13 protein-coding genes and 1 pseudogene are annotated in these 10,244 nt (G+C 62.1%); 5 read left to right on the forward strand and 9 right to left on the reverse strand.

Annotated features, from left to right (window positions below; translation table 11 throughout):
- Positions 1–56: 56 nt before the first annotated feature.
- Positions 57–395, forward strand: coding sequence for a TIGR01244 family sulfur transferase (locus tag FJ980_RS27415; RefSeq protein ID WP_140546797.1), 339 nt, complete (start codon positions 57–59; stop codon positions 393–395).
- 88 nt (positions 396–483) lie between these two features.
- Here the strand turns inward: FJ980_RS27415 and FJ980_RS27420 are convergent, their stop codons facing one another.
- A complete protein-coding gene (locus FJ980_RS27420; RefSeq protein ID WP_140546798.1) occupies positions 484–951 on the reverse strand; it encodes an Lrp/AsnC family transcriptional regulator in 468 nt (155 codons plus the stop codon).
- 138 nt (positions 952–1,089) lie between these two features.
- Here FJ980_RS27420 and hppD point away from each other — a divergent pair, with 138 nt between their 5' ends.
- The 3 genes from hppD to FJ980_RS27435 are packed head-to-tail and all read left to right on the forward strand — an operon-like array spanning position 1,090 to position 2,861.
- The gene (gene hppD / locus FJ980_RS27425) at positions 1,090–2,205 is read left to right on the forward strand and encodes a 4-hydroxyphenylpyruvate dioxygenase (protein ID WP_140546799.1); all 1,116 of its coding nucleotides are present in this window, start codon (positions 1,090–1,092) and stop codon (positions 2,203–2,205) included.
- A 54-nt stretch (positions 2,206–2,259) separates the two neighbouring features.
- Complete coding sequence (locus FJ980_RS27430; RefSeq protein ID WP_140546800.1) at positions 2,260–2,490, forward strand: type II toxin-antitoxin system prevent-host-death family antitoxin; 231 nt, start codon at positions 2,260–2,262, stop codon at positions 2,488–2,490.
- Positions 2,487–2,861 carry a type II toxin-antitoxin system VapC family toxin gene (locus FJ980_RS27435; protein WP_140546801.1) on the forward strand — a complete coding sequence of 125 codons (375 nt, stop codon included), beginning with the start codon at positions 2,487–2,489 and terminating at the stop codon, positions 2,859–2,861. Before FJ980_RS27430 ends, FJ980_RS27435 begins: the two co-directional genes overlap by 4 nt.
- A 123-nt stretch (positions 2,862–2,984) precedes the next feature.
- Here FJ980_RS27435 and FJ980_RS27440 read toward each other — a convergent pair whose 3' ends face one another.
- The 6 genes and pseudogenes from FJ980_RS27440 to hmgA all read right to left on the reverse strand — a co-directional run bounded on the left by FJ980_RS27440 (position 2,985) and on the right by hmgA (position 7,393).
- Positions 2,985–3,308 carry a BrnA antitoxin family protein gene (locus FJ980_RS27440; protein WP_140546809.1) on the reverse strand — a complete coding sequence of 108 codons (324 nt, stop codon included), beginning with the start codon at positions 3,306–3,308 and terminating at the stop codon, positions 2,985–2,987.
- Positions 3,308–3,550 (reverse strand): BrnT family toxin, encoded by a 243-nt coding sequence (locus FJ980_RS27445; RefSeq protein WP_140546802.1) that lies wholly within the window; start codon positions 3,548–3,550, stop codon positions 3,308–3,310. The genes FJ980_RS27440 and FJ980_RS27445 overlap by 1 nt, the downstream gene beginning before the upstream one ends.
- Positions 3,551–3,592: 42 nt before the next feature.
- Positions 3,593–4,155 (reverse strand): annotated as a pseudogene (locus FJ980_RS27450) (DinB family protein).
- 16 nt (positions 4,156–4,171) lie between these two features.
- Positions 4,172–5,185, reverse strand: coding sequence for a fumarylacetoacetate hydrolase family protein (locus FJ980_RS27455; protein WP_140546803.1), 1,014 nt, complete (start codon positions 5,183–5,185; stop codon positions 4,172–4,174).
- Positions 5,182–6,069, reverse strand: coding sequence for an MBL fold metallo-hydrolase (locus FJ980_RS27460; protein ID WP_140546804.1), 888 nt, complete (start codon positions 6,067–6,069; stop codon positions 5,182–5,184). The genes FJ980_RS27455 and FJ980_RS27460 overlap by 4 nt, the downstream gene beginning before the upstream one ends.
- Before the next feature lie 10 nt (positions 6,070–6,079).
- Entirely contained in the window at positions 6,080–7,393 is a 1,314-nt protein-coding gene (gene hmgA / locus FJ980_RS27465) for a homogentisate 1,2-dioxygenase (RefSeq protein WP_140546805.1), read from the reverse strand.
- A 127-nt stretch (positions 7,394–7,520) separates the two neighbouring features.
- Between hmgA and FJ980_RS27470 the strand changes: the two genes are divergently transcribed.
- Positions 7,521–7,958: a MarR family transcriptional regulator gene (locus FJ980_RS27470; RefSeq protein WP_140546806.1), complete on the forward strand. Its 438-nt coding sequence runs from the start codon at positions 7,521–7,523 to the stop codon at positions 7,956–7,958.
- Positions 7,959–8,040: 82 nt separating this feature from the next.
- Here FJ980_RS27470 and tdh read toward each other — a convergent pair whose 3' ends face one another.
- Both tdh and FJ980_RS27480 read right to left on the reverse strand, forming a co-directional pair.
- Positions 8,041–9,075 (reverse strand): L-threonine 3-dehydrogenase, encoded by a 1,035-nt coding sequence (tdh, locus tag FJ980_RS27475; protein WP_140546807.1) that lies wholly within the window; start codon positions 9,073–9,075, stop codon positions 8,041–8,043.
- A gap of 104 nt (positions 9,076–9,179) precedes the next feature.
- A partial coding sequence (locus FJ980_RS27480; RefSeq protein WP_140546808.1) for a glycine C-acetyltransferase occupies positions 9,180–10,244 on the reverse strand: 1,065 nt, incomplete at its 5' end.

Here is a 10,244-nt window from a genome sequence, read left to right on the forward strand (position 1 = left end):
GCCGCTCATGTCCCGGGGTGGCATGACTGCGCCAAAGAGATTGCGAGGACCACATCATGGAATACCGCCAGATCAGCGACGACTATTCGGTCTCCGGCCAGATCCAGCCGCAGGACATCGCCGCCATCAAGGACGCCGGCTTCAAAAGCGTGATCTGCAACCGGCCGGACAACGAACAGCCGGGCCAGCCTTCGGCCGATAGCGTCAAGGCGGCGGCCGAGGCGGCCGGCCTCGGCTTCCGCTACATCCCGGTCATCAGCGGCCAGATCACCATGGACAATGTCGAGGACCAGGCCGCCGCGCTCGACGAGCTGGAAGGCCCGGTGTTCGCCTATTGCCGCTCAGGCGCGCGCTGCACCAATCTTTATGGGCTGATCCAGCAGCAGCGGGGGTGACGGCTTAGCGCGATAGGCCAATTCCGCAGGCTGGCGATCCTTCGCGCCCCCTCTGTCCTGCCAGCGTACCCGATAAATTTGCGAAAATTTAAATCGGCAGCGCGCCGGTTTCCTTCAGCGTCTCCAGCACGATCGCCGTCTTCACGTGCTGCACGGATTCGTGCGGCAGGAGCACGCCGTTGACGAATTCGGACAACGATTTGAGATCGGGCGTCACCACCTTCAGTATGTAGTCCATCTCGCCGGTCAGCGCGTGCGCCTCCTGCACTTCGGGCAGGCGGGCGACCAACTCGCCGAAGCGGCGGGCGTTATCGCGGTTGTGGGTGGCTAAAGTCACCGAGATGACGTTGACCAGCGAAAAACCCAGACGGTCGCGGTCGAGCACGGCGCGGTAGCCCTTGATATAGCCGTCCTCTTCCAGCCGCAGACGGCGGCGCGAGCATTGCGAGGGCGACAGGTTCACGCGCTCCGCCAGATCGCTGTTGGTGAATCGCGCATCATCCTGCAGAAGCGCCATTATCTTGCGATCAAATTGATCGAGACGCGCATCATCCATGAATTTCTCTCCATTCATGCACAAATTGCGCACATGATGAGCATTTCAAGCGGTTGAATGCAAGCACCGTGCGGATACTGCGCGCTATCATCGCGAAAATCGGCCAAGCACGGCCGCAACAGCTTTCGGAGGACTGCCATGGGCCCCTTCCCGCACGACGCCCCGCCAGCCAAGATCAACAAGCAAAACCCGGCCGGCACCGACGGTTTCGAATTCGTCGAGTTCGCGCATTCGGAGCCCGAAAAGCTCGCGGATTTGTTCACCCGCATGGGCTATGTCGCGGTCGCAAGGCACCGCAGCAAGGACATCACAGTCTGGCGCCAGGGCGACATCAATTATGTCGTCAATGCCGAGCCCGGCTCGCATGCGATGAAGTTCGTCGAAAAGCACGGCCCCTGCGCCGCCTCGATGGCGTGGCGCGTGGTCGATGCCAAACATGCCTTCGACCATGCCGTGTCGAAGGGTGCCACGCCCTATGAGGGAACCGACAAGGCGCTCGACGTGCCGGCCATCGTCGGCATCGGCGGTTCGTTGCTTTATTTCATCGAAGCCTATGGCGAGAAAGGCTCGGCCTATGACGCCGAGTTCGAGTGGTTGGGCGAGCGCGACCCGAAGCCCGAAGGCGTCGGCTTCTATTATCTCGACCACCTCACCCACAATGTCTATCGCGGCAACATGGACAAATGGTGGGATTTTTATCGCGACCTGTTCGGCTTCAAGCAGATCCATTTCTTCGACATCGACGGCAAGATCACCGGCCTGGTCAGCCGCGCCATCACCTCGCCCTGCGGCAAGATCCGCATTCCGCTGAACGAGTCCAAGGACGAGACCAGCCAGATCGCCGAGTATCTGAAGAAGTACAATGGCGAGGGCATCCAGCATATCGCCGTCGGCACCGATGCGATCTACGAGGCCACCGACAAGCTCGCCGCCAACGGGCTGAAATTCATGCCCGGCCCGCCCGACACTTATTACGAGATGTCGCATGAGCGCGTGCACGGCCACGACGAGCCGATCGAGCGCATGAAGAAGCACGGCATCCTCATCGACGGCGAAGGCGTCGTCGACGGCGGCACGACCAAGATCCTGCTGCAGATCTTCTCCAAAACCGTGATCGGCCCGATCTTCTTCGAGTTCATCCAGCGCAAGGGCGACGAAGGTTTTGGCGAAGGCAATTTCCGCGCGCTCTTCGAATCGATCGAGCAGGACCAGATCAAGCGCGGCGTGATCAAGCTGGACGGCAAGGCGGCGTAGACCTGCTTGCAGCTTGACCTCTTATGACCTAAATTCTGGTCATATGAGGTCGATATGAACGTTCCGATGGCAAAAGCAAAGGCCCAACTCGCCGAGTTGGTGAAGCGTGCCCAGGCCGGCGAAGAGATCAATCTGACCCGGCACGGGGAGATTGTGGCAACCTTGAGCGCCCCTGCCCGGCCTGCGGGGAGCAAGGGCCTGTTTGGAGCCCTGAAAGGCCAAATCTGGATATCGGATGATTTCGATGAGCTTGGTCCCGAATGGGACGAGTACATTGTTAAATGAGCAGAAAATATCTGGTCGACACCCATATTTTGCTGTGGGTTCTCAATGCGGATTCACGTCTTTCGGATCATCATCGCGACATCTTTCTTGCGGGCGAGGATGTGGTCGTCAGCGCCATCTCGGTGGCGGAGATCGCCATCAAGAAATCGCTCGGCAAAGTCACGCTCACAGGCAATATCGTGGAGATCTTGAAGTCGAACGGCATTCCGATCCTCGGCGTAAATGAATCGCACGCAGCGAGGCTTGAGCATCTGCCGCTTCATCATCGTGATCCATTCGACCGTCTGCTCATCGCACAGGCTCAAATTGAAGGCATGACGATGGTCACCGCGGATCGGCTTTTCTCAGCCTATGACGTTGCGTTGGTCTGATCATCCAGTGCAGCCCGACCTCAGCCTTCCTCGGCTTAACATCGTAGTCGAGCAGGAATCGTTCTTGGGGCGCCATGAGCAAAGCGAGTAGCGTCGCACCATCTGGCGTCGATGCTGGGCGAGCTACTTTTGGAGACCAGCGGCTTTGCGCAGGATATCGTTGATCCGGCTCTGCCAGCCGGGTCCGCCGGCGCGAAAGCGGGCAATCACGTCGCTATCGAGCCGCAGCGTCACCTGCTTCTTCGGATTGTCGAGCGCCGGCCGGCCACGCGATCGGCGAATGTTTTCGGCAAGGTCTGGAAAGACCTCGGTGAAGGGTCTGGCTTGGGCAATTTGCTCATCGGTAGCCTCCGGGCTGTCGACAGCATCCCAGTCCGCCTTGGTGAAGCCCTTGCCCGGTATGAATTCTTTGTCGGGTTTGGTGATATGGAGTTTCTTTGCGGTCATCATATATCTCTTTCCTTCGCGCTAGCGTGCCGCATGGAAACAACGGAAATGGCCTCGCTTCCAAGGCGGGAGAAGACCACCGTAACTGCAGCCCCGCCGAGGGTGCCGATTGCCATGGAGCGCTTGCCGCGCGCCGGCAAGATGGTGGCGCCATAGAAGAAATCCATGTCGAGATCCACAAAGTCCATCCCGTGTTTCGATACGTTCGCCTGCCGCTTGATTTCGTCCCAAACGATCTCCATAAATTTATGTACCTACAATAATTAAGTCAATAATTTTCGTAACTACAATAATTTTTCAGGTCGTCTCGTTCGCAACCCCAGCCGCTCGACCTCCTCTTTCCTGAGCGCCTTGTCGTACTCAAGCAGGAATTCGTCCAATTGCGGGGCGCGACCGAGGTGCCGGAAAGCATGGCATGCACCTGCCCGCGGTGATGGATGTCGTGCAAGAAGACATGCGCGAGGATGTCGCCGATCCGCTCGGGGATCATGCCGTCCTCGCGCCGGTCGGTGATGACGCGGCGATCGAGATCGGCCTCGGACAGACCATCGCAAAAGGCGATCAGCTTGCGGTCGAAATCGGCCTGTGCCTCGGCCAGACCGACTGCATCGTTGAAGGGCACGAAATCATCATAGGCCGAGGCTCCGAGGCCACCGCCGGTCAGGAAGTCGAGATAGAGAAGGTCGACCGCGAGGATGTGGTTGAGCGTCTCCCTGATCGACGGAAAGAAGCTGGTGCGCACGGCCTCGAGCTCGCCGGGCTGAAGCGCCAGCACGGCACGATAGAGCCGGTCGTTCGACCAGAGATTGTTGCGCGCCATGCGGCGCAGATGCTCCAGCATGGTCACCGGCTCAATGCTCCCCTCACCCCTCGTATTTCTCGACCTTCTGCTCGATGGCGCCGAAGATCGAATGGCCGGTTCTGTCCTTCATCTCGATGCGCACCGTGTCGCCGAAACGCAGGAAGGGCGTCTTCGGCTCGCCGTCTTCGATGGTCTCGATCATGCGCAGTTCCGCAATGCAGGAATAGCCGGCACCGCCCGTCGAAACCGGCTTGCCCGGGCCGCCATCGAGCTTGTTGGAGACCGTGCCCGAGCCGATGATGCTGCCGGCGGCGAGCGGCCGGGTTTTCGCGGCATGCGCGATCAGCGCCGGGAAATCGAAGGTCATGTCGACGCCGGCATTGGCGCGGCCGAACGGCTTGCCGTTGACGTCGACCAGCAGCGAGAGATTAACCTTGCCGCCGTCCCAGGCATTGCCCAGCTCGTCGGGCGTGACGGCAACCGGCGAGAAGGCCGACGAGGGTTTCGACTGGAAGAAACCGAAGCCTTTGGCCAGTTCCGGCCCGGTGATGGCGCGCAGCGTGACGTCGTTGACCAGCATAATGAGGCGGATTGCCTGCTTCGCTTGTTCCAGACTGGCGCCCATCGGCACATCGTCGACGACGACCGCGACCTCGGCCTCCATGTCGATGCCGACGGTTTCGTCCGCCATGCGGATCGGATCGCGCGGCGCAATGAAGGAGTCCGAACCGCCCTGGTAGATCAGCGGATCAGTCCAGAAGCTCGCCGGCATCTCGGCGCCGCGTGCCTTCCGCACCAGCTCGACATGGTTCACATAGGCGGAGCCGTCCGCCCATTGATACGCGCGCGGCAGCGGCGAATGCGCGTCGTGCTCGTGGAAACGCGCCGAGGGAACTGCGTTGGTCTCAAGCGATTCGGCCATGGCCGCCAGATGCGGCGCAATACGGCGCCAATCGTCGAGCGCAGCCTGCAGCGTCGGCACCAGGAAGGAAGCGTCGGTGAACCGCGTCAGATCGCGCGAGACCACGACCAGTTTTCCGTCGCGCGTCCCGTTCTTCAATGTGGCAAGCTTCATGCGGTTTCCTCTCCTGACGCGGCCTTCTGACCGCTTAGCCCCACAACAAGGCCGTCGCGGGCAATCGTCAAGTCGCCGGACCAAGTTTTCCTGACGGCGGCGGTCCAGTCGGCCTCGCCGATTGCCGGATCATCGGCTGGTATCAGATGGTTGAGCACCAGCCGCTTCACCCCGGCCTCGCTGGCGATGCGGCCTGCTTCGTCGGCAAAACTGTGGCTGGCTAGGAGATGCTCGCGCAGCCGCGCGCCGTTGCCGGTGCGGGCGACCAGTCGCTCCACGCCCTCCTCCAGCATGGCCTCATGGACAAGGATGTCGGCTCCTTTGGCAAACTCAGCCAGTGGCGGAAAGAAGGCAGTGTCGGCGGAAAATACCACGCTCTTGCCGCCCTGCTCGAAACGCAACGCAAAACAGTCGGTGACCGGCGGATGGTCGACGCGCAACGCAGTCACCGTCAGACCTCGCTCGTCCAGAACCGACCCTTCGCCGAACTCCTCGACCGTGATCAGGTCGCGGATGTCCGGCCTGCCTTCGTCGATGATGCGGATCTCGATGTCGAACTCCATCGCCTGGCAGAAGCATTGCCAATAATGCCCCGTGCCGGGTGGGCCAAAAACGGTCACCGGCGTCGCCAGCCCCGCCGTCCAGGCGGTGTGGATCAGCGGCCCGAGTTCCAGAACGTGGTCCGAATGCAGGTGCGTGACGAAGATCAGGCCGAGCGCCTTCAGGTTTAGGCCGGCATCGACCAGGCCGCGCGTGACGCCCAACCCGCAATCGACAACAATGGTTCGTCCACCGAGTTCCAGCAGCGAAGAGGTCGGCCATGGACCGCCCGGCCGCAACGCCGGGCCGCCCTTGGAGCCCAGAAGCACCAGCCGGTCATTCATCGGGCGTGCCTCAAGACCAGTCGCCTTCCGGGGTGCCGTTGAAACGCTTCTTCAGGTCGGCCCAGCAGTCGATATAGTTCTCCTGCAAGGTGCCGAGCTCGGCGGCATAGCGCGTCAGCATCTGCGGAAAGCGCGTCTCGAACATGAAGGCCATGGTGTCGTCGAGCTTGACCGGCTTCAGGTCGGCGCGCGTCGCTTTCTCGAAACCGGAAGCGTCCGGGCCATGCGCCAGCATCTGGTTGTGCAGGCTGATGCCGCCGGGCACGAAACCTTCCTCCTTGGCGTCATACTGGCCGTGGATCAGGCCCATGAATTCGCTCATGATGTTGCGATGGTACCAGGGCGGCCGAAAGGTGTTTTCCGCCACCAGCCAGCGCGGCGGAAAGATGACGAAGTCGACATTGGCCGTGCCCTCCTCGCCGCTCGGCGCCGTCAGCACAGTGAAGATCGATGGATCGGGGTGGTCGAACAGGATGGCGCCGACGGGCGAAAACGTCGCCAGATCATATTTGTAGGGCGCGTAGTTGCCGTGCCAGGCGACGACGTCGAGCGGCGAATGGCCGAGTTCGGTAACGTGGAAGGCGCCGCACCATTTGACGATCAGCCGGCAGGGCGTCTCCTTCTCCTCGAACCAGGCGCAGGGCGTCTTGAAATCGCGCGGATTGGCCAGGCAATTGGCGCCGATCGGGCCGCGGTCGGGCATGGTGAACTTGGCGCCGTAATTCTCGCAGACATAGCCGCGCGCCTCCTCGTCGGCGAGCTCGACCTTGAAGACGAGGCCACGCGGCAGCACCGCGATCTCGCCGGGGCGAAGCTCGATCACGCCCATTTCGGTGACGAAGCGCAGCGCGCCCACCTGCGGCACGACCAGCAATTCGCCGTCGGCGTTGAAGAAATGGTCGTCCACCATCGACCGGTTGGCGACATAGACATGCGCGGCCATGCCCGACTGGCCAACCGCATCGCCGGCCGTGGTGAAGGTACGCATGCCGGAAATGAAGTCGGTCGGCTCGGTCGGCATCGGCATCGGGTTCCAGCGGTATTGGCCGAGCGCCAGCCCGTGGTCGCCGATATTGGGCCCGGTCTTCCACAAGGGGTAGCTGGCGCCCTTGAAGCGGCCGGTGTGCTTTACGCTCGGACGGATGCGGTAGAGCCAGGAGCGCTCGTTGGTGCCGCGCGGCGCGGTGAAGGGCGAGCCCGAAAGCTGCTCGGCATAGAGGCCGTAAGCCGGCCGCTGCGGCGAGTTGCGGCCCTGTGGCAGCGATCCGGGCAGCGTCTCGGTCTCGAAATCATTGCCGAAACCCGGCATGTAGGAAAAGCCCATCCGATCCTCCCTGATCCCGACTTGCAAGCTTCAAGAACCTGGCCTGCCGGCGATGTTGACCAAACTGGTTTCATTTGTAACCATTGAAAATGTAACTATCAACGGCTGACGCTTTCGCGGTGCGACCATGGAAATCCTCGAGCTGGAAAGCTTCCTGCCCTACAGACTCTATCGGTTGGCGGATACCGTCAGCCGCGAATTTTCGCGCATCTACAAGGAGCGCCACGGCCTGACGCGGCCGGAATGGCGCACGCTGTCGGGGCTTGGCGAGCGGGGCACGATGACGGCGACCGAGCTCGGCGAACAGTCGGCCATGCACAAGACCAAGGTGTCGCGCGCGGTAGCCGAGTTGGAACGGCGGCGGTGGTTGACGCGCACGCCGGATGAGAACGACCGCCGCGTAGAGCGCCTGGCGCTGACCAGGGCTGGGCTCGCGGCCTATCGCGAGATGGTGCCGCTGGCGAAGGCGTTTGAAAGGGAGTTGCTGGGGAGGCTGAGTGTGGACGAGCGGGTGGCGATTGCGAGAGGGGTGGCTGCGCTGGAAGGGGCTTTGGAGGGAAAGTAGATGAGAGGCTGGCGGGACAGCGCCCCCCTCTGTCCTGCCGGACAGAGGGGGGCGAAGGAACTCGACGTCTCTTCAGAGCCCCTCACCAATCCATCACCACCTTGCCGGAATTTCCGCTCCTCATCGCATCGAACCCCACCTGGAAATCGTCGATCCCGATGCGATGGGTGATCAGCCCCGACACATCCAGCGGGCCTTGCACCAGGGCGATCATCTTGTACCAGGTCTCGAACATCTCGCGGCCGTAGATGCCTTTGAGATGCAGCATCTTGAAGATGACCTTGTTCCAGTCGATCTCGAAGCCGGTCGGCGCGATGCCGAGGATGGCGATCTTGCCGCCATTGTTCATGGTGTCGATCATGTCGCGGAAAGCGGGAGCCGCGCCGGACATCTCCAGGCCGACGTCGAAACCTTCGCTCATGCCGATCGACGGCATGACGTCGCGCAGCTTTTCCTTCGAGGCGTCGACGACGTGCTGGACGCCGAGCTTGCGCGCCAGATCCAGCCGGACCGGATTGATGTCGGTGATGACGACCTTTCTGGCGCCGACGCATTGCGCCACCAGCGCGCCCATGATGCCGATCGGGCCTGCGCCGGTGACCAGCACGTCCTCGCCGACCAGATCGAAGGACAGGGCGGTGTGGACCGCATTGCCCAAGGGATCGAAGATGGCGGCGATCTCGTCCGGCACGTCGTCAGGGATCGGCACGACATTGTGCTGTGGGATCGCCAGGTACTCGCCGAAGGCGCCGGGACGGTTGACGCCGACGCCGAGCGTGTTGCGGCAGAGATGCCCTCGCCCGGCGCGGCAGTTGCGGCAATGACCGCAGACGATGTGGCCTTCGCCCGACACGCGCTGGCCGACCTTGTATTCGGTGACCGCTGCGCCGAAATCAGCGACCGTGCCGACGAATTCGTGGCCGGTCACCATCGGCACGGGCACCGTCTTCTGCGCCCACTGGTCCCAATTGTAGATATGGACGTCGGTGCCGCAGATCGCGGTCTTCTTGACCTTGATCAGCACGTCGTTGGGGCCGATCTCCGGAACCGGCACCTCTTCCATCCAGATGCCCGGCTCGGCCTTGGCCTTCACCAGCGCCTTCATCATGTTCGACATGCGTCTCTCCAAACAATGCGGAGGCTTGCGTTCCTTCTCGCCCCCCTCTGTCCCGCCGGACATCTCCCCCACAAAGGGGCGCCGTAGAGCGTAAACATTCGCGATTATCCAATTATGCCCAGTTCCTTGCCGATCGCCCCGAACGCTTCGACCGCGCGGTCGATGTCGGCGCTGGAATGGGCGGCAGACATCTGCGTGCGGATGCGCGCCTGGCCTTTCGGCACCACCGGGAAGGAGAAGCCGATGACATAGATGCCGCGCTTCAGCATGCGCTGCGCCATCTCCTGCGCCAGTGCCGCGTCGCCCAGCATCACCGGGATGATCGGATGATCGGCGCCAGCCAGCGTGAAGCCGAGTTTGCCCATCCTGGAGCGGAACCGGTCCGCATTGGCATATAGGCGCTCGCGCAACGCGTCGCCATGGCGGATCAGGTCGAAGACCTTGATCGAGGCGCCGGCGATCGCCGGCATCAGCGTGTTGGAGAAGAGATAGGGGCGCGAGCGCTGGCGCAGCCAGTCGACCACCTGGCTTTTGCCCGACGTGTAACCGCCCGAGGCACCGCCCAGCGCCTTGCCGAGCGTGCCCGTGATGATATCCACCCTGCCCTCGACGCCGCAATGCTCGGCCGAGCCACGGCCGTTCTTGCCGACGAAGCCGACCGCATGACTGTCGTCGACCATGACCATGGCGTCGTATTTCTCGGCGAGGTCGCAGACGCCCTTGAGATTGGCGATGATGCCGTCCATCGAGAACACGCCGTCTGTGGCGATCAGCCGGAAGCGGCAGTCCTTGGCCTCCTTCAGCCGGGCCTCGAGATCGGCCATGTCATTGTTGGCGTAGCGGAAACGTTTGGCCTTCGAGAGCCTGACACCGTCGATGATCGAGGCGTGGTTCAGCGCATCTGAGATGATGGCGTCCTCCTCGCCGAGCAGCGTTTCGAACAGGCCGCCATTAGCGTCGAAGCAGGAAGAATAGAGGATGGTGTCGTCCATGCCGAGAAAGGACGAAATCGTCGCTTCGAGTTGCTTGTGTTCCTCCTGCGTGCCGCAAATGAAGCGCACCGAGGCCATGCCGTAGCCGTAGCGGTCGAGCGCGTGCTTTGCCGCATCGCGCAAATCCGGGCTGTCGGCGAGGCCGAGATAGTTGTTGGCGCAGAAATTCAGCACCTT

Origin of the sequence: Mesorhizobium sp. B1-1-5, assembly GCF_006443065.1 — a bacterium.
GTDB lineage: Bacteria > Pseudomonadota > Alphaproteobacteria > Rhizobiales > Rhizobiaceae > Mesorhizobium.

Bases quoted from the DNA above. Each gene is read 5' to 3' on its own strand.
- hppD (WP_140546799.1), top strand. From the start codon at position 1,090: ATGGGCCCCTTCCCGCACGACGCCCCGCCAGCCAAGATCAACAAGCAA.
- FJ980_RS27460 (WP_140546804.1), bottom strand. From the start codon at position 6,069: ATGAATGACCGGCTGGTGCTTCTGGGCTCCAAGGGCGGCCCGGCGTTG.
- FJ980_RS27430 (WP_140546800.1), top strand. From the start codon at position 2,260: ATGAACGTTCCGATGGCAAAAGCAAAGGCCCAACTCGCCGAGTTGGTG.
- tdh (WP_140546807.1), bottom strand. From the start codon at position 9,075: ATGTCGAACATGATGAAGGCGCTGGTGAAGGCCAAGGCCGAGCCGGGC.
- FJ980_RS27415 (WP_140546797.1), top strand. From the start codon at position 57: ATGGAATACCGCCAGATCAGCGACGACTATTCGGTCTCCGGCCAGATC.
- FJ980_RS27420 (WP_140546798.1), bottom strand. From the start codon at position 951: ATGGATGATGCGCGTCTCGATCAATTTGATCGCAAGATAATGGCGCTT.
- FJ980_RS27435 (WP_140546801.1), top strand. From the start codon at position 2,487: ATGAGCAGAAAATATCTGGTCGACACCCATATTTTGCTGTGGGTTCTC.
- FJ980_RS27440 (WP_140546809.1), bottom strand. From the start codon at position 3,308: ATGACCGCAAAGAAACTCCATATCACCAAACCCGACAAAGAATTCATA.
- FJ980_RS27470 (WP_140546806.1), top strand. From the start codon at position 7,521: ATGGAAATCCTCGAGCTGGAAAGCTTCCTGCCCTACAGACTCTATCGG.
- FJ980_RS27445 (WP_140546802.1), bottom strand. From the start codon at position 3,550: ATGGAGATCGTTTGGGACGAAATCAAGCGGCAGGCGAACGTATCGAAA.
- FJ980_RS27455 (WP_140546803.1), bottom strand. From the start codon at position 5,185: ATGAAGCTTGCCACATTGAAGAACGGGACGCGCGACGGAAAACTGGTC.
- hmgA (WP_140546805.1), bottom strand. From the start codon at position 7,393: ATGGGCTTTTCCTACATGCCGGGTTTCGGCAATGATTTCGAGACCGAG.